The organism is Cellulomonas sp. ACRRI (assembly GCF_022346185.1).
Lineage (GTDB): Bacteria > Actinomycetota > Actinomycetes > Actinomycetales > Cellulomonadaceae > Cellulomonas.
Map to the genome: position 1 here is coordinate 1 of NZ_JAKRMS010000075.1, position 22,218 is coordinate 22,218.

Annotated in this window: 25 protein-coding genes and 1 tRNA gene; 16 read left to right on the forward strand and 10 right to left on the reverse strand. The window is 75.7% G+C overall.

Annotated elements, in window-relative coordinates:
- The first annotated feature begins 93 nt into the window (after positions 1–93).
- From MHY85_RS13545 to MHY85_RS13560, 4 genes are all read left to right on the forward strand, one after another.
- Positions 94–642: a TetR/AcrR family transcriptional regulator gene (locus MHY85_RS13545; RefSeq protein ID WP_255733300.1), complete on the forward strand. Its 549-nt coding sequence runs from the start codon at positions 94–96 to the stop codon at positions 640–642.
- Positions 639–1,418: a TSUP family transporter gene (locus MHY85_RS13550; protein ID WP_239197125.1), complete on the forward strand. Its 780-nt coding sequence runs from the start codon at positions 639–641 to the stop codon at positions 1,416–1,418. The genes MHY85_RS13545 and MHY85_RS13550 overlap by 4 nt, the downstream gene beginning before the upstream one ends.
- A gap of 114 nt (positions 1,419–1,532) precedes the next feature.
- Entirely contained in the window at positions 1,533–2,807 is a 1,275-nt protein-coding gene (locus tag MHY85_RS13555; RefSeq protein ID WP_239197127.1) for an aspartate kinase, read from the forward strand.
- Positions 2,804–3,871 carry an aspartate-semialdehyde dehydrogenase gene (locus MHY85_RS13560; protein WP_239197129.1) on the forward strand — a complete coding sequence of 356 codons (1,068 nt, stop codon included), beginning with the start codon at positions 2,804–2,806 and terminating at the stop codon, positions 3,869–3,871. The genes MHY85_RS13555 and MHY85_RS13560 overlap by 4 nt, the downstream gene beginning before the upstream one ends.
- A gap of 81 nt (positions 3,872–3,952) precedes the next feature.
- On the opposite strand, the gene MHY85_RS13565 is transcribed toward MHY85_RS13560, so the two are convergent.
- Entirely contained in the window at positions 3,953–4,891 is a 939-nt protein-coding gene (locus MHY85_RS13565; RefSeq protein ID WP_239197131.1) for an NADP-dependent oxidoreductase, read from the reverse strand.
- A gap of 185 nt (positions 4,892–5,076) precedes the next feature.
- Between MHY85_RS13565 and MHY85_RS13570 the strand changes: the two genes are divergently transcribed.
- The 6 genes from MHY85_RS13570 (at position 5,077) to MHY85_RS13595 (ending at position 10,310) form a co-directional block, all read left to right on the forward strand.
- A complete protein-coding gene (locus MHY85_RS13570) occupies positions 5,077–5,463 on the forward strand; it encodes a GntR family transcriptional regulator (protein ID WP_239197133.1) in 387 nt (128 codons plus the stop codon).
- On the forward strand, positions 5,460–6,371 hold the full coding sequence (locus MHY85_RS13575) for an ATP-binding cassette domain-containing protein (protein ID WP_239197135.1): 912 nt from the start codon (positions 5,460–5,462) through the stop codon (positions 6,369–6,371). Before MHY85_RS13570 ends, MHY85_RS13575 begins: the two co-directional genes overlap by 4 nt.
- Entirely contained in the window at positions 6,368–7,147 is a 780-nt protein-coding gene (locus MHY85_RS13580; RefSeq protein ID WP_239197137.1) for a hypothetical protein, read from the forward strand. The genes MHY85_RS13575 and MHY85_RS13580 overlap by 4 nt, the downstream gene beginning before the upstream one ends.
- 89 nt (positions 7,148–7,236) lie before the next feature.
- On the forward strand, positions 7,237–8,250 hold the full coding sequence (locus MHY85_RS13585; RefSeq protein ID WP_239197139.1) for an ABC transporter ATP-binding protein: 1,014 nt from the start codon (positions 7,237–7,239) through the stop codon (positions 8,248–8,250).
- Position 8,251: 1 nt separating this feature from the next.
- Positions 8,252–9,022 carry an ABC transporter permease gene (locus MHY85_RS13590; RefSeq protein WP_239197141.1) on the forward strand — a complete coding sequence of 257 codons (771 nt, stop codon included), beginning with the start codon at positions 8,252–8,254 and terminating at the stop codon, positions 9,020–9,022.
- Positions 9,023–9,143: 121 nt separating this feature from the next.
- Positions 9,144–10,310 carry a GGDEF domain-containing protein gene (locus tag MHY85_RS13595; RefSeq protein WP_239197143.1) on the forward strand — a complete coding sequence of 389 codons (1,167 nt, stop codon included), beginning with the start codon at positions 9,144–9,146 and terminating at the stop codon, positions 10,308–10,310.
- A gap of 105 nt (positions 10,311–10,415) precedes the next feature.
- Here the strand turns inward: MHY85_RS13595 and MHY85_RS13600 are convergent.
- The 3 genes from MHY85_RS13600 to MHY85_RS13610 all read right to left on the reverse strand — a co-directional run bounded on the left by MHY85_RS13600 (position 10,416) and on the right by MHY85_RS13610 (position 13,986).
- A tRNA-Pro gene (locus MHY85_RS13600) sits at positions 10,416–10,489 on the reverse strand.
- Between the two features lie 87 nt (positions 10,490–10,576).
- Positions 10,577–11,554, reverse strand: coding sequence for a metallophosphoesterase (locus MHY85_RS13605; RefSeq protein WP_239197145.1), 978 nt, complete (start codon positions 11,552–11,554; stop codon positions 10,577–10,579).
- On the reverse strand, positions 11,551–13,986 hold the full coding sequence (locus MHY85_RS13610) for a transglycosylase domain-containing protein (RefSeq protein ID WP_239197147.1): 2,436 nt from the start codon (positions 13,984–13,986) through the stop codon (positions 11,551–11,553). Before MHY85_RS13610 ends, MHY85_RS13605 begins: the two co-directional genes overlap by 4 nt.
- 249 nt (positions 13,987–14,235) lie before the next feature.
- Between MHY85_RS13610 and MHY85_RS13615 the strand changes: the two genes are divergently transcribed.
- The 3 genes from MHY85_RS13615 to MHY85_RS13625 are packed head-to-tail and all read left to right on the forward strand — an operon-like array spanning position 14,236 to position 15,229.
- Positions 14,236–14,544: a WhiB family transcriptional regulator gene (locus tag MHY85_RS13615; RefSeq protein WP_239197148.1), complete on the forward strand. Its 309-nt coding sequence runs from the start codon at positions 14,236–14,238 to the stop codon at positions 14,542–14,544.
- 44 nt (positions 14,545–14,588) lie between these two features.
- Complete coding sequence (locus MHY85_RS13620; protein ID WP_146837291.1) at positions 14,589–14,750, forward strand: DUF4177 domain-containing protein; 162 nt, start codon at positions 14,589–14,591, stop codon at positions 14,748–14,750.
- Entirely contained in the window at positions 14,747–15,229 is a 483-nt protein-coding gene (locus MHY85_RS13625; RefSeq protein WP_239197150.1) for a RidA family protein, read from the forward strand. The genes MHY85_RS13620 and MHY85_RS13625 overlap by 4 nt, the downstream gene beginning before the upstream one ends.
- 73 nt (positions 15,230–15,302) lie before the next feature.
- Here MHY85_RS13625 and MHY85_RS13630 read toward each other — a convergent pair whose 3' ends face one another.
- Together MHY85_RS13630 and MHY85_RS13635 are read right to left on the reverse strand one after the other, a co-directional pair.
- A complete protein-coding gene (locus MHY85_RS13630; RefSeq protein WP_187365291.1) occupies positions 15,303–15,938 on the reverse strand; it encodes a Crp/Fnr family transcriptional regulator in 636 nt (211 codons plus the stop codon).
- A 93-nt stretch (positions 15,939–16,031) separates the two neighbouring features.
- Positions 16,032–16,454, reverse strand: coding sequence for a hypothetical protein (locus MHY85_RS13635; RefSeq protein WP_239197152.1), 423 nt, complete (start codon positions 16,452–16,454; stop codon positions 16,032–16,034).
- A 160-nt stretch (positions 16,455–16,614) separates the two neighbouring features.
- Here MHY85_RS13635 and nth point away from each other — a divergent pair, with 160 nt between their 5' ends.
- Positions 16,615–17,343: an endonuclease III gene (gene nth, locus MHY85_RS13640; protein ID WP_239197154.1), complete on the forward strand. Its 729-nt coding sequence runs from the start codon at positions 16,615–16,617 to the stop codon at positions 17,341–17,343.
- 49 nt (positions 17,344–17,392) lie between these two features.
- Here nth and MHY85_RS13645 read toward each other — a convergent pair whose 3' ends face one another.
- The 4 genes from MHY85_RS13645 to MHY85_RS13660 all read right to left on the reverse strand — a co-directional run bounded on the left by MHY85_RS13645 (position 17,393) and on the right by MHY85_RS13660 (position 20,719).
- Positions 17,393–18,316 carry an alpha/beta fold hydrolase gene (locus MHY85_RS13645; RefSeq protein ID WP_239197156.1) on the reverse strand — a complete coding sequence of 308 codons (924 nt, stop codon included), beginning with the start codon at positions 18,314–18,316 and terminating at the stop codon, positions 17,393–17,395.
- An 11-nt stretch (positions 18,317–18,327) separates the two neighbouring features.
- Complete coding sequence (nhaA, locus tag MHY85_RS13650; protein WP_239197158.1) at positions 18,328–19,614, reverse strand: Na+/H+ antiporter NhaA; 1,287 nt, start codon at positions 19,612–19,614, stop codon at positions 18,328–18,330.
- An 88-nt stretch (positions 19,615–19,702) separates the two neighbouring features.
- On the reverse strand, positions 19,703–19,918 hold the full coding sequence (locus tag MHY85_RS13655) for a hypothetical protein (protein WP_239197160.1): 216 nt from the start codon (positions 19,916–19,918) through the stop codon (positions 19,703–19,705).
- Between the two features lie 69 nt (positions 19,919–19,987).
- Positions 19,988–20,719, reverse strand: coding sequence for a response regulator transcription factor (locus tag MHY85_RS13660; protein ID WP_239197162.1), 732 nt, complete (start codon positions 20,717–20,719; stop codon positions 19,988–19,990).
- Between the two features lie 170 nt (positions 20,720–20,889).
- Between MHY85_RS13660 and MHY85_RS13665 the strand changes: the two genes are divergently transcribed.
- Positions 20,890–21,657, forward strand: coding sequence for a hypothetical protein (locus MHY85_RS13665; RefSeq protein WP_255733297.1), 768 nt, complete (start codon positions 20,890–20,892; stop codon positions 21,655–21,657).
- 49 nt (positions 21,658–21,706) lie between these two features.
- Positions 21,707–22,138 carry a thioredoxin family protein gene (locus MHY85_RS13670; RefSeq protein WP_239197166.1) on the forward strand — a complete coding sequence of 144 codons (432 nt, stop codon included), beginning with the start codon at positions 21,707–21,709 and terminating at the stop codon, positions 22,136–22,138.
- The last annotated feature ends 80 nt before the right edge of the window (positions 22,139–22,218 follow it).

Sequence of the window (22,218 nt, forward strand, 5' to 3'; positions counted from 1 at the left end):
GGCCGCGGGGGGGGGGGGGGGGGGGGGGGGGGGGGGGCCCCCCCCCCCCCCCCCCCCCCCCCCCCCCCCCCCCCCCCCCCCCCCCCCCCCGGGCTGTTCTACGCCGACGGCATCCGCGCGGTGAGCGCGGACCGCGTGATCGCCGAGGCCGGGGTCAGCAAGGTGACGTTCTACCGGCACTTCCCGACGAAGGACGCCCTGGTCGTGGCCTGGCTGTCGGCGGTCGCCGCCGCCGAGCGCGCGGCCGTGGACGCCGTCCGCGCGGTCCACCCCGACGACGCCGGCGCGGTGCTCCGCGGCTACGCCGAGGGCCTGGGCGCGGAGTCCTGCCGGCCGGGGTTCCGCGGCTGCCCGTTCATCAACGCCGCCGCCGAGTACGCCGACCCGGACCACCCGGTCCGCGCGGTCGTGGCCGAGCACCGGCGGTGGATGGTCGGCACGGCGGCGGACCTGCTGGCGGACCTGGGGCTCCTGGACCCGGTCGGCGCGGCGGAGGAGCTCGTCGTGCTGCGTGACGGCGCGATGGTCGCCGGGTACGTCGGCGGGGCCGAGCGCGCGGCCGCGGTCGCGGCGACCCTCCGGCACGCGGGCGCGGCGGTCGTCGCGGCGCACCGGGGGCCCGGCACCGCCCCTGCCGCGTGACGGTCTCGGGCCTGGAGCTCACGGTCGGCACCGTGCTGCTCCTCGTGCTGGCCGGGTTCGTCGCGGGGTGGGTCGACGCCGTCGTGGGCGGGGGCGGGCTGGTGCAGCTGCCGGCGCTCCTGCTGGTGCCCGGCATCAGCCCGGTGCAGGCGCTCGCGACCAACAAGCTCGCCGGGATCATGGGCACCTCGGTGAGCGCGGTGACGTACTACCGGCGGGTGCAGCCGGGGCTCGCGACCGCGGGGCCGATGGCGCTCGCGGCCCTCGTCGGCGCGGGCGGGGGAGCGGCGCTGGCGTCGCTGCTGCCCGAGGACGTGTTCCTGCCGGTGATCCTGGTCGCCCTGGTCGCGGTCGCGGTCTACACCGTGGCCCGCCCGCAGGTCGGCCGCGCCACGGCGCTGCGCTGGCAGGGCCGCACCCACCTGCTGGTCGCGCTCGCGCTGGGCGTCGGCATCGGGTTCTACGACGGGCTGCTCGGACCGGGCACGGGCTCGTTCCTGGTGATCGCGCTGGTCGGCGTGCTCGGGTACGCGTTCCTGGAGGCGTCGGCGCAGGCGAAGATCGTCAACGCCGCCACCAACCTCGGCGCGCTGGTGGTGTTCGCCGCCCAGGGCGCGCCGCTGTGGCGGCTCGGGCTGCTGGTCGGCGCCGCGAACATCGCCGGCTCGTACCTCGGGGCCCGCACCGCGGTCGCCCGGGGGAGCGGGTTCGTCCGGGTGGTGTTCCTGGTGGTGGTCGCGGTGCTGATCGTGCGGCTCGGCGCCGAGCTGCTCTGACGGTCCCGCGATGCGGGCGCCGCGCGGGTGGGTGGCGCGCCGCGGCCTAGACTTCCGCCGACCCCGGCGGGTCGCCGCCCGGCGCCCGCGATCCCGCAGCAGGAAGCTCCTCCCGTGGCCCTCATCGTGCAGAAGTACGGCGGTTCCTCGGTCGCCGACGCCGACAGCATCAAGCGCGTCGCGAAGCGGATCGCGGAGGCCAAGCGCGCGGGCGACGACGTGGTGGTCGTCGTCTCGGCGATGGGCGACACGACCGACGAGCTGATCGACCTGGCGCAGCAGGTCACGCCGCTGCCGCCGCAGCGGGAGATGGACATCCTGCTGACCGCCGGGGAGCGCATCTCGATGTCGCTGCTGGCGATGGCGATCAGCAACCTGGGCGTCGAGGCGCAGTCCTTCACCGGCCAGCAGGCGGGCGTGATCACCGACTCCGTGCACGGCAAGGCCCGGATCATCGACGTGTCGCCGAGCCGCATCCAGCAGGCGGTCGACTCGGGCGCGGTGGCGATCGTCGCCGGGTTCCAGGGCGTCACCCAGCACACGAACGACGTGACCACCCTCGGCCGCGGCGGCTCGGACACCACGGCCGTCGCGCTCGCCGCCGCCCTGCACGCCGACGTCTGCGAGATCTACACCGACGTGGACGGCGTGTTCACCGCGGACCCGCGCATCGTGCCGTCGGCCCGCAAGATCGACCGCATCACCTACGACGAGATGCTCGAGATGGCGGCGAGCGGCGCCAAGGTGCTCGTGCTGCGCTGCGTGGAGTACGCACGGCGGTACGGCGTCCCCGTGCACGTGCGCTCGTCGTTCTCGACCCACACGGGCACCCTGGTGACGGATGCCGCGACGGAAGAAGGAGCACCGATGGAGCAGCCGATCATCGCCGGCGTCGCGCACGACCGCAGCGAGGCCAAGATCACGATCGTCGACGTCCCGGACGTGCCCGGCAAGGCCGCGCGCATCTTCGAGGTCGTCGCCGGGGCGGGGGTCAACCTCGACATGATCGTGCAGAACGTCTCGGTGGCCGCGACCGGCCGCACCGACATCTCCTTCACGCTGCCCGCCACGGACGGCGCCGCCGCGACGGCCGCGCTGACCGAGCACCAGCCCGACATCGGCTTCACGTCGCTGCAGTACGACGACACGATCGGCAAGCTGTCGCTGATCGGCGCGGGCATGAAGTCGCACCCCGGTGTCTCCGCCCGGCTGTTCGCCGCGCTGTCGGAGGCCGGCATCAACATCGAGATGATCTCGACCTCGGAGATCCGCATCTCCGTGGTGACCCGGGCGGACCAGCTCGACGACGCGGTGCGCGCGGTGCACACGGCGTTCGAGCTGGACAGCGCCGACGAGCAGGCCGTGGTGTACGGAGGGACCGGACGATGAGCGAGCACAGCCAGGGCCTGCGGGTCGGCGTCGTCGGCGCGACCGGCCAGGTCGGCGCGGTCATGCGCCGCCTGCTCGAGGAGCGCGACTTCCCGGTGGCGGAGATCCGGTTCTTCGCGTCCGCGCGGTCGGCCGGCTCCACGCTGCCGTGGCGCGGCGAGGAGATCACGGTCGAGGACGCCGCCACGGCCGACCCGACGGGCCTGGACATCGCCCTGTTCTCCGCGGGCGGGGCCACGTCGACGGCGCAGGCGCCCCGGTTCGCCGCCGCGGGCGCGACCGTGGTCGACAACTCCTCCGCCTGGCGGATGGACCCGGACGTGCCGCTGGTCGTGTCCGAGGTGAACCCCGGTGCGCTGGACGAGATCCCCCGGGGCATCGTCGCGAACCCGAACTGCACCACGATGGCCGCGATGCCGGTCCTCCGGGTGCTGCACGAGGAGGCCGGGCTGCGCCGGCTGGTGGTGTCGACGTACCAGGCGGTGTCGGGCTCGGGCCTGGCCGGGGCGCGCGAGCTGGACGACCAGGTGCGCGAGGCGGTCGAGCAGGACACCCTCGCGCTGGTGCACGACGGCTCCGCGGTGACCTTCCCGGAGCCGCGGAAGTACGTCGCGCCGATCGCGTTCAACGTGATCCCGCTCGCGGGCAACCTGGTGGACGACGGCAGCCTGGAGACGGACGAGGAGCAGAAGCTCCGCAACGAGTCCCGCAAGATCCTGGGCATCCCCGACCTGCTGGTGTCCGGCACCTGCGTCCGGGTGCCGGTGTACACGGGGCACTCGCTGTCGATCAACGCGGAGTTCGACCGGCCGATCACGCCGGAGCGCGCGTACGAGCTGCTCGCGGACGCGCCGGGCGTGCAGCTCGCCGACGTGCCCACCCCGCAGCAGGCCGCGGGGGCCGACCCGTCGCTGGTCGGGCGGATCCGGCAGGACCCGGGCGCACCCGACGGCCGCGGCCTCGCGCTGTTCGTCTCGAACGACAACCTGCGCAAGGGTGCGGCGCTGAACGCCGTGCAGATCGCGGAGCTGCTGGCCGCCCGCCTGGGCGCCGCGACCGCCTGACGGCACCGCTCGCGCGAGGGCCCGCCGCCCGCTCCTCCGGGAGCCGGTGGCGGGCCCTCCGCCGTCGTGCCGGGCGTCGCCTCAGGCGGCCGGCGGGACCACCACGACCTTGCCGTGCACCCGCCCGGCGTCGGCCTCGGCGTGCAGCGTCGGCAGGTCCGCCAGCGGCACCCGCCGGGCGATGTCGACGCGGAGGTCGCCGGCGTCGACCAGGGCGACCAGCTGCCGCAGCACGTCGGCGTCGGGGTGCAGGTAGACCGTGACGGCCCGGACGCCGCGCGCCGGGTCGTCCGGGGTCGGCACCCGCGGGGTGGTGGAGACGACCACGCCGCCGTCGCGGACCCGGCCGGCCAGGGCGGCGAAGTCGTCCGCCGTGATCGGCGCCAGGTTCACCAGGACGTCGACGGGCTCGGTGACGGCGTCGAGCAGCGAGGTGGTCGTGCGGTCGACGACCTCGTCCGCGCCCGCGGCCCGGACGGCCTCGGCGCTGCGCGGGCTCGCGGTCGCGACGACGTGCGCGCCGGCGCGGTGGGCGAGCTGGACGGCGTAGCCACCCACCGGGCCGCCGGCGCCGTTGATCAGCACCCGCTGCCCGGCCGCGAGCCCGCCGGCCTCGAACAGCGCCTGCCAGGCGGTGAGCGCGACGGACGGCAGGCCGGCGGCGTCGGCGAGCGGGAGGCGGGTGGGCGCCGGCACCAGGGCCTCGGCGGGGGCGACGACGTACTCGGCCGCCGACCCGTCCGCGGCCATGGGCAGGAACCCCACGACGGCGTCGCCCGCAGCCGGGCTGGTCACGCCCTCGCCGACCGCGTCGACCGTGCCCGACACGTCGTAGCCCGGCGTGTGGGGGAGCGTGATCGGGATGGGCAGGAACCCGCCACGCATCCCGCCGTCCGCCGGGTTGTAGGCCGAGCCGGCGACCCGGACCCGCACCTCGCCCGCGCCGGGCTCCGGCAGCGCGACGTCCTCGTAGCGCAGGACGTCCGCGCCGCCGGTCTGGTGGAACCGCACTGCCTTCATGGTGACTCCTCGGTCGATTCCGTGCTTCGGATTCGAAGCGACATCGAGGACCCTACCGATGCTTCGAACCAGAAGCAAGTGGTTCGTGTTCGAAGTTCCCCGTCGGCCCTTGTGAGTAAGCGGCGCTCTATGGTTCATTAGTGGAGTAACGAACCACTGAACCGCTGCGCGAGAGGAGGCCGACCGTGTTCGACGGCCGCGACCCCATCTACGTGCAGATCGCCGACCAGATCCGCCAGGACGTCCTCCGCGGCGACCTCCGGCCCGAGGAGCAGGTGATGAGCACGACGCAGTACGCCACCACCTTCCGCATCAACCCGGCCACGGCCGCCAAGGCGTTCGCCCGGCTCGTCGACGACGGCATCCTGTACAAGCGCCGCGGCGTCGGGATGTTCGTCGCCCCGGGCGCCCCGGACCGGCTGCGCGCCGAGGGCCGGGAGACGTTCTTCGCCGAGTCCGTGGACACCGTCGCCGACCGGGCGCTCGCCCTCGGCATCCCGATCGAGGACGTGGTGGCCCGGCTGCGGGCCCACGCCGCGGGCGGAGCCGAGCGGGACGGGGCGGCGTCGTGACCGGCCCGCTCGGCCTGGAGGCGCGGGGCCTCACCGTGCGGCACGGCCGGAAGACCGCCCTCGACGCCGTCGACGTGGCGATCCCCGCGGGCTCGATCACCGGGCTGCTCGGCCGCAACGGGTCCGGCAAGACGACGCTCGCGTCGGTCGCCGCCGCGTTCCGCCGCCCCGACGGCGGCCGGCTGCTGGTCGGCGGCGAGGACCCGTGGGAGAACGCGGACCTGCTGCCCCGGGTCCTGCTGGTCCGCGAGTGCGGCGACGTGCTGGACACCGAGTCGCTGCGGACCAACCTCCAGTTCACCGAGGAGTGCCGGCCCGGCTTCTCCCGGGAGGTCGCCGAGCGGCTGATGGACACCTTCGAGCTCGACCCCGGCGCCAAGCCGCAGCGGCTGTCCCGCGGGCAGCGGTCGGCGTTCGGCATCGTGCAGGGCATCGCGTCCCGCGCCGACCTGACGATCCTCGACGAGGTGCACCTCGGCCTCGACGCCCCGTCCCGGTACGCGTTCTACGACGCGCTGCTGGCCGACTACATCGCGCACCCGCGGACCATCGTGCTGTCCAGCCACCTGATCGACGAGGTCGAGCGGCTGCTGGAGCACGTCGTCGTCCTGGACCGCGGGCGCGTGCTGCTCGCCCAGGAGGCCGACGTGCTCACCGCCCGCGGCATCGCGGTGACCGGGCCGGCGCGCGAGGTGGAGCGGTTCGTCGTCGGGCGCACGGTGCTCGGCCGGCAGCAGCTCGGCGGCACCGCGCAGGCCACCGTCCTGGCGACGCTGTCCGACGGCGAGGCCGCCGACGCCCGCGCCGCGGGGCTCCAGCTCGGCCCCGTCCCGCTGCAGGACCTGGTCGTCCACCTGACCGAGGACGGCGCCGCCGAGGCGGCCGCCGAGATGGGGAGGGTCCGATGAGCGCCGACGTCGCGCGCGGCCGCCCGCTGTTCCCGGCCCGTCCGCCCCGGCGGTCGTCGCCCGCGCTGCGGACCGCCCGGGACCTGCTGGCCTGGTTCGTGCAGATGGGCCTGGTCTACTGGGCCATCGTCCTGGTGGCCGTCGTCGCCGTGCCGTTCGTCGTCGACCGGTTCGGCGCGGTCGAGGTGTCCATCGTCTGGTTCGCGCGGCAGAGCGGCATCTGGTTCCCGTTCTCGGTGCTGATCGGCGTGGCCGCGACCTACCCGACGGTGCACGTCGCGAGCGGGATGACGCGGCGGGCGTACGTGCGCGGCGCGCTGCTCGCCGCGGTGGTGCTCGGGACGGCGTTCGCGCTGGTCATGTCCCTGCTGCTCGAGGTCGAGCGCGCCTGGTACGGCGCGATGGGCTGGGGCTGGCGGCTCCAGGACGGCTGGTTCGCGCCGGACGAGGGGTTCGGCACGGTCCTGCTGGCCTACGTGGCGACCTTCGTGGTCGCGAACCTGAGCGGCGTGCTGGTCGGCACCGTCTACGGCGCCGCGGGCGGCTGGTGGGGCACCCTCACCCTGCCGCTGACCGTGGGACCGGTCTTCGTCGTGATCGCGCTCGTCGACGCGGGCGCCGGCTGGCTCCCGTTCGCCGACCTGCTCGGAGCCGCCCGCGCCGCGGAGCTCACCCCGCTCGCCGTGGCCGTGGTCGCGGCCGTCCTGGCGGCGGCCCTGGCCGTCGCCTTCCACCTGATCGCCGTCCGCCGGTCCGTGGCCCCGCGCCGCGGCTGACCCCGGCCCACCCGACGCGCCCCGCGGCGCGCCGCACTCCCCCCGGCACGATCCGCCCCACCCGCACCACGCGAGGAGGAGATCCCGCCATGCCCGGAGACGAGCCCGTGATCCACGCGGAGCACCTGCACAAGCGGTACGGCCGCACCGTCGCGGTCGCCGACGTCAGCCTGACCGTCCGCCGCGGCGAGATCGTCGGCGTGCTGGGCCGCAACGGCGCCGGCAAGACCACGACGGTCGAGATGATCGGCGGCCTGCGCGAGCCCGACGGCGGCACTGTCCGCGTCCTCGGCCTCGACCCGGCCGGACCCGCCGCCGACCGCGCCGCCCTGCGCGAGCGGGTCGGGCTGCAGCTGCAGGAGTCGGCGCTGCCGCTGCGGATCACGGTCCGCGAGGCGGTCGAGGAGTACGCCTGCTTCTACGACGACCCCGCGGACCCGGACGAGCTCCTGCGCGAGCTCGGCCTCGCGGACAAGGCGGGCAGCCAGTTCCGGTCGCTGTCCGGCGGCCAGAAGCAGCGGCTGTCGATCGCGCTGGCCCTGGTCGGCAACCCGGAGATCGCGGTCCTGGACGAGCTCACCACCGGCCTCGACCCGCAGGCCCGCCGGGACACCTGGGACGTGATCGAGCGGGTGCGTCGCCGAGGCGTGACGATCGTGCTGGTCACGCACTTCATGGAGGAGGCGGAGCGGCTGTGCGACCGGGTCGTGCTGGTGGACGCCGGACGCGTGGTGGCCGAGGGCACGCCGGCCCAGGTGGCCGCGCTCGTCGGCGCCGACCAGACGCTCACCTTCCGGCCGTCCGCCCCCGTCGACCCGGCCGGTCTCGGGGGGCTCGGGTCCGTCGGCTCGGTCGAGGTCACGCCCGACGGCGGCGTGCTCGTCCGCGGCACCGGGAACGTCGTGCAGGACGTCATGGTCGCGCTCGCCGGCGCGGGGGTGCGGCCGGACGAGCTGCGGGTGCACCGCAGCACCCTGGAGGACGCGTTCGTGCGGCTGACGGCGGCGCGCGGTGCCACCGACGCGGTCGACGCGTCCGGCGTCCCCGACGGCGGAGCCCGCCCCGCCACCACCCCGTCCCCGACCGACCGCGTGGAGGCCTGACATGTCCGCGACCAGCCCCCGGGTCCTCGCCCGGGTCACCGCCGTCGAGGGGCGGCTCGCGCTGCGCGAGCCCTCGAACGTGTTCTTCGCCGTCCTGTTCCCGGCCGTGCTGCTCGCCGTGCTCGGCCTCGCCATGCCGTGGGGGTCGACGCCGTACAGCGAGGAGGACCCGCTGCTCGCGCAGATCAACGGCATCACCGGGTACACCCCGGTCGTGCTCACGCTCGCGGTCGGCACCGTGGCGCTGTCGGTGTACCCGATCGCGATCGCCACCTACCGCGGCACCGGCGTGCTGCGCCGGCTGTCCACGACCCCGCTGCCGCCGTCGCGGCTCCTGGTCGCCCAGGTCCTGGTGAACGTCGCGGCGCTGCTCGTGGCAGCGGTGCTCGCGCTCGCCGTGGGGATGCTCGTGGTGGACGTGAGCGCGCCGGAGCGGCCCGGGGTGGTGCTCGCCGCATTCCTGCTGGCGGCGACGTCGACGTTCGGCGTGGGGTCCCTCATCGCCGCCCGCGCGCCGACCGCGGGGGCCGCGACCGGCATCGGCATGACGGTGTACTTCGTCTCGCTGTTCTTCGCCGGGGTGTGGCTGCCGCTGCCGATCATGCCCGAGGCCGTCCAGCAGATCGCCGCGTGGACGCCGCTCGGGGCGGGCTCGCAGGCCATGCTCGACGGCTGGGTCGGTGCCGCGGTGCCCACCCGCGAGCTGCTGGTCATGGCGGGGTGGACGGTCGTGCTCGTGCCCCTGTCGGCGCGGCTGTTCCGCTGGCGCTGAGCCGCCGCTCCCGTCGCCGCCGGGCCGCGTCCCTGGGAGCGTGCTGGGGATCACGTCGAGAACTGGTGCAGATCTCAACCTTTCCCTGAAGTGCCGCGCCCGGCCCGCCGATGGTCCCGGTATGCCACCTGTCGCGACCGGTCGCCGCGCGCACGGGCGGGCGTCCCACGAGGCGCCCGTCGTCGTGCGGCTGCTGGAGCACGTCCCGGCGTGGGCGCGCGCCGGCGGCAACGCCGCGGCGGCCGGGCGGGTGCTGCTGCTGTTCGGCGGCGCCGTCGTGATCATCGGCGCGTTGAGCCTCGGCGTGGACGGGCGCGGCCTCGCGGTGCTCGCGGGGACCTCCGGCGCGATGCTCGGGCTCGTGGCGCTGAGCCTGCGGGTGCGCTGGCACGCCGACGGCTGGGGCACCCTCGCCTTCCCGCTGGCGCTCCTGCTCGCGCTCGGCGCGGTCGGCCTCACGACCACCGGCATCGCCAGCGCCTTCGTCGGGCTGATCCCGCTGTGCTTCGTGTACGCGGGCCTGTTCCACCCGGGCCGCGCGGCGCTCGCGCTGCTGCCCGCGGCCTTCGGCGCGTACACCGCGATGGCGACGACGCTGAACGGCAACGCCGTGGTGCGGCTCCTGATCTACGCCGTCACCTGGTGGGGCACGGCCCAGGTGATCGCGCTGGCGACGGCGTACCAGCGCGACATCCGGCGCCGGCTGCGCACGGACGCGCGGACCGACGTCCTCACCTCGCTCGGCAACCGCCGGGACCTCGACGAGCGCCTGGCCGGTGCCGTCCCGGGCGACTGCGTCGTCATCGCCGACCTCGACCACTTCAAGCGCGTCAACGACACCCGCGGCCACGCCGCCGGCGACCTGGTGCTGGAGCGGTTCGGGCACGTGCTCGCCGAGCACCTGCGACGGCGCGACTACGCGGCCCGGTACGGCGGCGAGGAGTTCGTGCTGATCCTGCCGCGCACCGAGCCGGTGCAGGCCATGAACACGCTGCGCGCCCTGCGCGCGGAGTGGGCCGAGGAGGGCACCGGCGTGACGTTCTCCGCCGGCATCGCGCTCCTCACGCCCGGCACTCCGGCGGCCTCCGCGCTCGCGGCGGCGGACATCGCGCTGTACCGGGCCAAGCAGGCCGGACGGGACCGGTTCCGGATCGCCACGGAGGCCCTCGCCGCGGCCCGACGCCCGGCCGCGGCGGAGCGGCAGGGGCCGGGCCAGCACCGGCCGGGGGTGCGGGACCACTCGAGCGATCGACCCGACGGCCGCCGCGACCAGCACGTCGGCTGCTGACACCGCGCGGCGGCCCCGACGCAGGGTCCGCGGCGGGCCGAGGCGCGCACGGTGGACGACGAAGGCCCGGACCGAGCGGTCCGGGCCTTCGTCATCTCTCACCGGTCGGGGTGGCGGGATTCGAACCCACGACCTCCTCGTCCCGAACGAGGCGCGCTACCAAGCTGCGCCACACCCCGGTGAAGCCCGCCCAGCATAGCCGACGCGGGACCGTGGTCGTGAATCGAGGGACCGCCCCGGACCTCAAGTGTGAGCAGCGTCGCGTCTCAGGCCGCGACGAGCGTCAGCAGCGTCGCCTCCGGCCGGCACGCGAACCGCACCGGGGCGTACGGGGAGGTGCCCAGCCCGCCGCACACGTGCAGCCAGGTCGAGCCGGCACCGCCGCGCGCGTCCGGGCGCGGGCCCGGCCAGCCGTGCAGGCCCTTGGCCCGGTCCCGGGGCAGGTCGCAGTTGGTCACGAGCGCGCCGTAGCCGGGCACGGCGAGCTGGCCGCCGTGGGTGTGCCCGGCGAGCACGAGGTCGGCGCCGTCGTCGTGCATGGCGTCCAGCACGCGGCGGTAGGGCGCGTGCGTGACGCCGAGGTGCAGGTCGACGTCGCCGTGCCCGGCCCGCGCGACACCGGCCTCGTCCACGACCGGGGCCGGGCGGACGTCGTCGGGCCCGCCGGCCGCGGGGAACCGGTCGCGGTCGAGGTGCGCGTCGTCCGTGCCGACCAGGGAGATCCGCCGGCCGGCGACCTTCACCTCGTCCCGGCGGTTCGTCAGGTCGACCCAGCCCGCGGACCGGAACCGGTTGCCGAGCTCGCGCCACGGCAGCTCGACGGGCGGGCGCGGCGGCTGGGTGCGCGCGTCGGGGAGCAGGTACCGCGCCGGGTTCTTGGGCGACGGCGCGAAGAAGTCGTTCGACCCCCAGACGAACGCGCCCGGCGTGGCCAGGTGGGGCTCCAGCGCGCGCAGCAGCGCGGGCATGGCGTCGAGGTGCGCCCAGTTGTCGCCGGTGTCCACCACCAGGTCGGGGCGGAGCGACGCGAGGTCGCGGACCCAGTCCACCTTGCGGTGCTGGCCCGGCGTGAGGTGCAGGTCGGACAGGTGCAGGACGCGCAGCGGGTCCTGGCCGTGCGGGAGCACCGGGACGGTGACCTCGCGCAGCGCGTACCAGCGGGACTCCACGAGCGTGCCCCAGGCGAGCGCGGCGGCGCCGGCGAGCGCGGCGCCGCCCAGGGCACGGGCGACGGGGTGGGTCATCCGCCGTTGTTCCCGTTGCCGTTGTTCCCGCCGCCGGGGTTGCCGCCGCCGTTCCCGGGGTTGCCGCCCCCGCCCCCGCCGTCGCCGCCCGCCGGCGCCCCCGGACCGCTGGAGAGCGTCAGCGTGATGGAGCTGCCGGCCGGCGCGCTGCCCGACGGGCTCTGGCTCACGACGGAGCCGGGCGTGATGTCGGAGGCGGTCGTGCCGCCGACGGTCGCGGAGAAGCCGGCGTTCTGCAGCGTGGCGATCGCCGTGTTCTGGTCCTGGCCGACCACGGAGGGGATCGGGACCGCGCGGCCGAACCGGAGGTCGCTCGTCGGCGCCGCGAAGCCGGGGTTCTCCTGGCCGTCGTTCAGCGCCTCGTCCATGAAGTTCTTCCAGGTGACGCCGGCGTAGGTCGCGCCGTACGCGTACCGGGCGTACTTCCCGTTGATCCGGATGTTCTGCATCGGCTCGTTGCGGTCCGGGTAGCCGACCCACACGATCGACGCCAGCCGCGGCGTGTAGCCCGCGAACCAGGTGTGCTCGTTGCGGGTGGTCGTGCCCGTCTTGCCGGAGGCGGTGTAGAACGACGGCCGGCCGATCGACTTGCCGGTGCCGTTCCAGACGTTGCTCATCGCCTCGTTCATGCCGGCGGCGACGTTCGGGTCGATGGCCTGGTGGCAGCCGGCGTCGGGGATCGGGAGGTCCGCGCCGTCGGCGTCCTTCACGTTCGTGATCGCGATCGGGGTGCAGTAGACGCCGCCCGAGGCGAACGCCGCGTAGGCCCCGGCGAGCGCCAGCGGGCTGGTCACGCCCGAGCCGAGGACGTTGGAGGGCTTGGGCTCGATGGCCTGGCCCTCGGCGCCCTGGTTCGAGCTGGTCACGCCCAGCTGCTTGGCGCCCTCCATGATGTTGCACAGGTCGAGCTGCATCGCCATCGACAGGTAGGCGAGGTTCACCGAGCCCTGCGTCGCGGCCATCACGCTCATCATGCCCGCGCCGCCCTCGGCGTTGCCCACGGGCCAGGTCTGGCTCGGGTAGCGGGACCCGCACGCGGTGAACTGGTTCGTGTTGAGCGTGCGGGCGGTGCCGTTGACGCTCTCGTTGAGGTTGTGGCCCTGCTTGAGCCACTCGAGCAGCGTGAACGGCTTGAACGTCGACCCGGGCATGAACCCGCCGGATCCGCCGTACGAGTACGACGTGTTGTAGTTGACCGACGAGTCCCGACCGCTCGCGTCCGCGGTGTTGTTGAAGTTCCGGTTCTGGGCCATCGCCTTGATCTGGCCCGTGCCCGGCTCGACCACCGACATCGCCGAGCCGACGCCGGTCGGGTCGTCGACCGGGACGGTCGCCTTGACCTGGGTGTCCGCGATCGTCTGGATCCGCGGGTCGAGGGTCGTCGTGATGGTGAGGCCGCCGCGGAGCAGCCGCTCCTCGCGCTCCTCCGCGGTCGCGCCGAACGCCGGGTCGTTGCGGATGACCTGGGTGACGTAGTCGCAGAAGTAGCCGGAGCCCTGGACCACGTTGCCGGCGGCCATGCAGCCGCTCTGGGCCTCGCTCACGTGCAGGGTGTCCGCGATCGGCGTCGCGACGCCGGCGGCGTACTCCTCCTGCGTGATGTAGCCCTGCTCGTTCATCAGCCGCAGCACGATGTCGCGCCGCCCCTGGGACGCCTCGGGGTTCCGCACCGGGTCGTACGCGGTCGGGCTCTGCGTGATGCCGGCGATCGTCGCGGCCTCGAGGTAGGTGAGGTCGGCGGCGTGCTTGCTGAAGTACCGCAGCGCGGCGGACTCCACGCCGTACGTCGCGACCCCGAACTGGGCGATGTTCAGGTAGTTGTTGAGGATCTGGTCCTTCGTCATCGTCTTCTCGAGGGCGATGGCGAGCTTGGCCTCGCGCAGCTTGCGTGCGTAGCCCTCGGGCCCGTCCGCCTCGCGGGCCTCCTGCGCCGCGGCGAGGTCGCCCTCGCGGACCGCCGTCTCGATCAGGACGTTCTTGACGTACTGCTGGGTCAGCGTGGAGGCGCCCTGGGTGGAGTCGCTGAACTGGTTCTTCACCAGCGCGCGCACCATGCCGGCCGGGTCGATCCCCCCGTGCTGGTAGAAGCGCTTGTCCTCCGTCGCCACCACCGCGTTCTGCATCTGCACCGACACCTGCTCCAGCGGCACGACGATCCGGTTCTCCGAGAAGAACTCCGCGAGGACCGTGGTGCCGTCGTTGGCCAGCATCACCGACTTCTCGGACAGCGGGCCCGGCTTGAGCTCGGACGGCAGGTCCTCGAACGCCTCGACGCTCAGGTCGGTCGCGGTGTTCGCGACGGCGACGGTCGGCAGCACGAGCCCGGCGGTGAGCAGGCCGCCGACGCCGGCGGTCAGCACGAAGGCGAGCAGCAGCGCCAGCGCCTGCACGACGGTGACCTGCCGCCCGCGCGGCGTGGGGGTGGGAGCCATGCCCGCCAGGGTACGGGAGCAGCCCCGACGCCCGCCGGTCGTCCACAGCGCCCGTGGGGACCTGCACCGTACCTGCACACCCGAGCCCGCGCTGGCCGACCGGGTGCAACAACCCGAACGGAGGATGCGACGGGGCGAATCCACCCGATACGGTCGGGCGCAGCAGGGGGGACTGCCGCACCGGACCGTCGCGCACGACGGTCCGCGGGCGGTGCTGTCCCGTTCGCAGGGGACAGTAGGGACGACTCGATGACGATCGCAGGGCCCGACGGGCACTGGACGGCGAACGCGAAGTGCGGCGCCGGGAGGGTGGCGCCCGACGCGCTGTTCGTGGAGGGCGCCGCGCAGCGCGACGCCCGGGCCGTGTGCGGGGGGTGCGCGGTCCGGCTGCTCTGCCTCGCCGACGCCCTCGACTCGCGCGCCGACTTCGGCGTGTGGGGCGGGATGACCGAGCGGGAGCGGCGCGCGCTGCGGCGCCGGAGGCCCGAGGTCGAGTCCTGGTACGACGAGCTCGTCGGCTCGGAGCCGGCCGAGCAGGCCGCCGCGGTCGGCACGTGACGCGCGCCTGACGGGGGCGCACGGGGCACGGCTAGGGTGGCGCCATGGCCACCACTACGTGGGAGTACGCGACCGTCCCCCTCATCGTCCACGCGACCAAGGCGATCCTCGACCAGTGGGGTCAGGACGGCTGGGAGCTCGTCCAGGTCCTGCAGTCCGAGACCGGGCTCGTCGCCTACCTCAAGCGCCCCACGGGCGAGAAGTGACCGGCGCCGTCGTCGCGCGGCTCGCGGAGCTCGGCATCGAGCTGCCGCAGGTCGCCGCGCCCGTCGCCGCCTACGTCCCCGCCGTCCGCACGGGCGACCACGTCCACACGTCCGGCCAGCTGCCGTTCGTCGCCGGCGAGCTGCCCGTCACGGGCAAGGTCGGCACCGGCCCCGGGCAGGTGTCGCCGGAGACGGCCCAGGACCTCGCCCGCACCGCCGCGCTGAACGCGGTCGCCGCCGTCGCGTCGCTGGTCGGGGACCTCGACCGCGTCGTCCGGGTGGTCAAGGTCGTCGGCTTCGTCGCGAGCGACCCGGCGTTCACCGGCCAGCCCGGCGTGATCAACGGCGCCAGCACGCTGCTGCACGAGGTGTTCGGCGAGGCGGGCGTGCACGCGCGGTCCGCCGTCGGCGTCGCGGTGCTGCCGCTGGACTCGCCGGTCGAGGTCGAGATCGTCGTCGAGCTCGCCCCGGGGGCCTGAGCCACGACGCACCGACGGCCCGCACCCCGGCGAGGGTGCGGGCCGTCGTCGTCGGTGCGGCCGGTGCGGCGCGTCAGCGCGCGCGGCGCTCCAGGCGGTCGACGTCGAGCAGCACGATCGCCCGGCCCTCGCGCCGGACCCAGCCGCGGGCGGCGAAGTCGGCGAGCGCCTTGTTCACGGTCTCGCGGCTCGCGCCGACGAGCTGCGCGAGCTCCTCCTGCGTGAGGTCGTGCGCGACGCGGACGCCCTCGTCGGTCTGCTGCCCGAAGCGGTGCGACAGGTCCAGCAGCGCCTTGGCGACGCGGCCCGGGACGTCCGAGAACACCAGGTCGGCCAGGGCGTCGTTGGTGCGGCGCAGCCGGCGGCCGAGCGCGCCCAGCAGGTGCTTGGCGACGGTGGGGTTCTGCTCCAGCCACGGGATCAGGTCGTGGTGGCCGAGCTCGAGCACCACGGCGTCGGCGAGGCCGGTGGCGGTGGCGGTGCGGGGGCCCGGGTCGAACAGCGACAGCTCGCCGAACATCTCGCCGGGGCCGAGCACCGCGAGCAGGTTCTCCCGGCCGTCGGTGGAGCGGCGGCCGAGCTTGATCTTGCCGGAGCGGATCACGTAGAGCCGGTCGCCCGGCTCGCCCTCGTGGAACAGCACCTCGCCGCGGGCGACGTGCACGGGCGCCATCGACGCGAGCAGCGTCCGGGACGCCTCGGGGTCCATGTTCGCGAACAGGGGCGCCGTGAGCACGACGTCGTCCTCCACGGGAGGAACCTCACCTTCTTGCCGGGATGTGACGCCCCTCAGTCTGCCTCATCAGGCGCCGGCAGGACGGCGGAGCGCGTCGACGCCCCCCTCGGTGACGTCCCGGGCGAGCCGGTCGATGTACCGGTCGGTGAGGCGCCGCAGGGCGTCCTCCAGCCGCATCTCGTAGCGCGCGAGGCGCATGTCCAGGTCGCGCAGCCGCGGCAGCTCGTGCACCTCGGCGATCGGGAGCGCGCCCCGCACGGCCGCGGCGAGCTCCGCGGCCGGCGGCACGTCGGCCGCGTCCGGTCCGAGGACGCTGCGCACGTCCGGGCACCCGCCGGGGGCCTCGGGCGGTGCGGCGGCGGCGACGGCGAGCTCCAGGCGGTCGCGGACCAGGCGCCGCCAGCGGACGACGTGCTGGTGCTCGAGGCGCAGCGCACCGCGCTGCCGGCGCAGCTCGACGAGCTGGTCAGCCGTGCCGGCCAGGGTCATGCGGTCCGCCCACTCTCTCGGACGACCCGTACGGCCACAGGTCGCGTCCCCCCGTCTTTCGACGTGAGGTGTGCCTGACTTGAGAAGTTGGTCATGTGATCAAGTCCCGGTCACTCGCCCAGAGCAACCGTTGTCCCCCGGGGGGACCTACGCTGGCGGCATGAGTCCTGCCCCGGCCGGTGACCGGCAGCAGGCGACCGCGGCCCGCCCGCCGGTCGCGCTGGTCCGCCGCGCGCGCCGGGTGAACCGCGCGCTCGCGGTCCGCTGGCCCGACGCCCGGTGCGAGCTGGACTTCCGCTCACCGCTGGAGCTCCTGGTCGCGACGGTGCTGTCCGCCCAGACCACCGACGTGCGCGTCAACCAGGTCACCCCGGCCCTGTTCGCCCGCTACCCGGACGCCGCGGCCTACGCCGGGGCCGACCCCGCGGAGCTCGAGGAGCTGATCCGGCCGACCGGGTTCTTCCGCGCCAAGGCCCGCTCGCTGCAGGGCCTGGGCCGCGCGCTCGTCGAGCGGTTCGACGGCGAGGTGCCGCCCCGGCTCGACGACCTGGTCACGCTGCCGGGCGTCGGCCGCAAGACGGCCAACGTCGTGCTCGGCGACGCGTTCGGCGTGCCCGGGATCACCGTCGACACCCACGTCGGCCGCCTCGCCCGGCGGCTGGGCTGGACGACCGAGGAGGACCCCGTCAAGGTCGAGCAGGACATCGCCGCGCTGATCCCGCGCGCGGAGTGGACGCTGCTCAGCCACCGGCTGATCTTCCACGGCCGGCGCACCTGCCACGCCCGGCGGCCGGACTGCGCCACCTGCCCGGTCACCCGGGACTGCCCGTCGGCGCTCGTGCGCGTCGGGGCCCCGCCCGTCCCGGCGCCGGCGGACCCGGGCGCCTGACCCCCGCCGGGCGTGCGGTTCCGAGGAGGACGGAGCAGCGGCGGCGGCGTCAGGCGAGCTCGTGGAGCCAGTCGCGCAGCAGCGCGGTGACCCGCGCGGGCTCCTCCTCCGGGAGGTAGTGGCCGGCGCCGGACAGCATCTCGAACCGGTAGTGCGGCCCCAGCCGGCGCGCGACCGACCCGTGGGCCATCGCCCGGGAGACGGTGTAGCAGCCGTCCGACCCGCCGTGCACCTGCAGGGTCGGCACGGGCTCGGCGTCCCGCAGCGCGACCGCGTGCCGGCGCCCGTCCGCGCGCACGCCCGACCGGTACAGCCAGCGGACCTGCTCGAGCGCGGAGTGGGCGGCGAACGGGACCTGGGCCGCCCGGCGGTACAGGGCGAGCGCGGCGGGGTCCGGCCAGCGCGGGCCGCCCCACTCGCGCAGCAGCCGCGCGACGAGGTCGCCGCGGGTCATCGCGCGCTCCGTCAGGTACGGGGCCTGGATCTCGGCCATCCGGCGGGTGGCCCGGGCGCGGAGCCCGGACCGCGGGTCGGCCCGGCGGGTCAGCGGGTGCGGCGACGACAGCACGGCCACGCCCCGGGTGAGCCCGGGGTGGTAGGCCGGCATCGCCCAGGCCACGTCGCCCCCGCCGACGCCGTGCCCGACCACGACGGCGCGGTCGCAGCCCAGCGAGCGGACGACGCCGGCGACGTCGCGGGTGAGCGTCGGCACGTCGTAGCCGCTCGGCGGCTTGTCGGAGCCGCCGGTGCCGCGCAGGTCCATGGCGACGACGCGGTGCCCGTCCTCGGCGAGGGCGGGCAGCTGGTGGCGCCACGCCCACCACAGCTCGGGGAGCCCGTGCAGCAGCACCACCAGCGGGGCGTCCCGGTCGTCCGGTCCCGCGACGGCCACGTGGAACCGGGAGCCGTTGGCCGGCACGAAGTGGTGCCGCCACGGGCCGTCGAGCAGGAGGGCGGCGGAGTCGACGGTCATCGACGCCGAACCTACCGCGTCCCGGCCCCCGTCCGGCGGGACCGGTGCGCCCGGTCGCGTGCCGCGAGGGCCGCGCCGCCGAGCACCGCGGCGGTCGTCGACGCCAGCAGGATCGCCACCTTGAGGTGCTCGTCGTGGGCGCTGCCGGCCCCGAAGGCGAGCTCGCCGATCAGCAGCGAGACCGTGAACCCGATGCCGGCGAGCAGCCCCACGGCCCCCACGTCCCGCCAGTGCAGGTCGGGGGCCAGGGCCGCGCGGGTGAACCGCGCGACCAGCCACGTCGCCGCCAGGATGCCGAGCGGCTTGCCGACCACCAGGCCGAGCGCGACGCCCTGCGCCACCGGGTCCCGGACGGCGTCGGCGAGCGCCCCGCCGGACAGCGGCACCCCGGCCGCGAACAGCGCGAACACCGGGACCGCGAACCCCGCGGACACGGGGCGCCAGCGGTGCTCGAGCCGCTCGGCGACGCTCGACGCCTCACCCGGGCGGGCCAGCGCCGGCGCGGTGAGGCCGAGCAGCACCCCGGCGATGGTCGCGTGCACCCCGGACGCGTGCATGAGCGCCCACGCGGTCACGGCCAGCACCACGAGGGCGGCGTGCCCGGCGACGCCGGGGCGGCGGACCCGGACCAGCAGCGCGAACGCCGCGACCGCGACGAGGGAGGCGGCGAGCCACACCAGGTGCAGCCCGTCGGTGTAGACCACGGCGATGACGACGATGCCGAGCAGGTCGTCGACCACCGCGAGCGTCAGCAGGAAGGCCCGCAGCGACGCCGGCAGGCTGCGGCCGACCACCGAGAGCACGGCGACGGCGAACGCGATGTCCGTCGCGGTCGGCACCGCCCAGCCCCGGGTCGCCCCGTCGCCGGCCGAGGCGGTGACCAGCAGGTACAGCAGCGCCGGGACGGCCATCCCGCCGACGGCGGCGACGACGGGCACCAGCGCGGTCCGGGGGCGGCGCAGCTCGCCGTCGACGACCTCCCGCTTGAGCTCCACGCCGACCACGAAGAAGAAGATCGCGAGCAGCCCGTCCGTCGCCCACGACGCGAGGCTGAGGTCGAGGTGCAGGGCCGCCGGGCCGACGACCGTGTCCGACAGCGCCGTGTAGGACGCCGACCACGGCGAGTTCGCCCACAGCAGCGCGACGACGGCGCCCGCGAGCAGCAGCAGGCCGCCGGTGCGCTCGGCGCGCAGCGTGTCGAGCAGGTTCGCGAGGCCGCCCGGGGACAGGGGGCCGAACAGGCTGCGCGGGGCCTGCGGCTCGCGCGGCTGGCGGGCGGGTGCGGGGGAGTGGGGCACGGGCGGCTCTCCGTGGGGTCGACGACGGGGACGCCGACCAGGCTTCCCGGCACACCGCGGACGATCGTACCGGCGAGGTCGACGATCGTCAGGGCGAGCCGGTTCCGGCGTCGAGCTCGTCCGCGGCCGCGTCGGGGTCGCGGGCGGCCTCCTCGACCGTGCGCGCGCCGACCGCGGGGTCGGTGGTCGCGACCAGCAGCCAGCGCGCCGGGCGCCCGGGACGCGCGCGGTGCCGCAGCCGGGCGAGGGTACCGACGAGCACGACGGCGGACAGGCCGGACAGCACCCAGGTCAGCGGGGTCATCCCGCCATCGTGACGGCGCCCGCTGGGCGCGGGCGACGGCCGCGGCCCTCCGTAGGTGGTGGACGCCGGTCAGGCGTCTGCGGCGACCTCGGCGGGCGAGGTCGGGCTGCTGTCGGCCGAGCGCCGGTCCTTCGGCGGGTCGAACCGGTAGCCGACGTTGCGCACCGTGCCGATCAGCTGCTCGTGCTCGGGCCCGAGCTTCGCGCGCAGGCGCCGGACGTGGACGTCCACCGTGCGGGTGCCGCCGTAGTAGTCGTAGCCCCACACCTCCTGGAGCAGCTGGGCCCGGGTGAACACGCGGCCCGGGTGCTGCACCAGGTACTTGAGCAGCTCGAACTCCTTGTAGGTGAGGTCGAGCGGGCGGCCGCGGAGCCGGGCGGTGTACCCGCCGGCGTCGATCATGAGCTCGCCGGAGGAGATCTCCTGCGGCTGGTCGTCGTAGGAGGACCGTGCGGCGCGCTCGATGACGAGGCGGAACCGGGTCTCGACCTCGGCGGGCGTCGCGTTCTCCAGCACGATGTCGTCGGCGCCCCACTCCGCGGTGACGACCGTGAGGCCGCCCTCGGTCAGCACCAGCACCAGCGGCACGGTGAGGCCGGTGGCGCGCAGCAGCCGGCACGTCGTGCGCGCGGTCACCAGGTCGCGGCGCGCGTCGAGCACGACGATGTCGGCGTCCGGGGCGTCCACGAGGGCCGAGGGCTCCACGGGCAGCACCCGCACGCGGTGGGACAGCAGGCCGAGCGCGGGGAGCACCTGGGACGAGCCCCCCGACGCGGGCGTGAGCAGCAGCAGGTCGGCCACGCAGCGACCCCCCTCCGGTCCGAATTGGGGGACACGGTACCCCTCGGATGTCACGTCAGACGGCGCGTGCGTGACACACGACGGTGGTACAAGCGGGCGACGCCCCGGGGCGGGCCCCGACGCGGGTCGCGCGCCGGCCGATGCCGGGGGCGGGGCCCGGGGATGCGAGGATGGCGCCCGTGCCCGCCTCGAACCGCGCCGTGACCACGGCCGTCCTGGCGACGCTCGTCGCTGTCGCCGGTGTCCTCGGGGGCGTCTCGCTGGCCGGCCGGGACGGCGTCGTCCTGGCCGCGCTGCTGGTCGTCCTCACCGCCGTCCTCGCGGTCGGCTGGCCCCGGGTGGCGGGGCTGCCCGCGCCCGTCGGCAGCGGGGTCGTGATCGGGCTGGCGGGCCTCGCGGCCGTCGTGGTCGTGCACGTGACCGCGACCGAGCCGCTGCTGGGCGACGTGCCCGCGGTGTTCGCGGGTGCGGTGCTCGCCGCCTTCGTGGCGGAGCTCGTGCGGCGGGACGGCCGCGAGCGGCTGGTGGAGTCGGTCGCCGGCACCGTCGCCGGCGCCCTGGTGCCGGTCTGCGCGGCCGGCTGGCTCGCCGCCGAGCGCACCGCCGCCGGGGACGCCGTCGTCGTGACCGGGGCGGTCGCCCTGGCGGTCGGGTCCGCCGTCACCGCCCTGCCCCTGCGCGGCTGGGCCGGCGCCGGCGCCACGCTCGGCGCCGCCGTCGCGGGCGGCCTGGTCGCCGGCGCGGCGCTGCCGACCGTCGGGCTGCTGTCGGGCGGGCTCCTCGGCGCCGCGATCGGCGTCCTGGTGGCCGCGGGCGACGCCCTGTTCGACCGGCTGCCGACCCTGGAACATCGTCTCGCGGGGTGGGCGGTCGCTGTCCTGCCCGTCGCCGTCACCGGCATCCTGGTCTACGTCGTCGGCCGCGTCATCGTCGGCTGACGACCGGGTCGCCCGCCGGGCGCACCCGCGCCGCGACCCGGGGGTGGGCATGGGGCTGCGCGTCCTGCTCGTCCTCGGCGTGCTCGCGGTCGCCGTCGCCGCCGGCCTGCTCTGGCGCTCCCGCAACGGCCGGTTCGTCGCCGTCCGCGGCGCCGCCGACTCCGCCGGCCGGCTGACCGCCGACGACCTGGGCGCGCCGCTCGGGGCCGAGGCCACGTTCCTGCAGCTGTCGTCCGAGGCGTGCGCCCCGTGCCGCAGCACCGCCGTGGTGCTGGGCGCCCTGGCCGGCGAGCGGGGCGGCGTCGCCCACGTCGAGGTCGCCGCGGAGGACCGCCTGGACCTGGTGCGCCGGTTCGACGTGCTGCGCACCCCGACCGTGCTCGTGCTGGACGGCGCCGGCGTCGTCCGCGGCCGGCTGTCGGGGGCGACGACGCGGCAGCAGGCGCTCGACGCGCTCGACCGCTGTCCGGCCACCGCCTGACCGGCACCGCCCGCACCCCGGCGCCGCCCGCACCCCGGCGCCGGGGTGCGGGCGGTGCCGGTCAGGCGGTGGCCGGACAG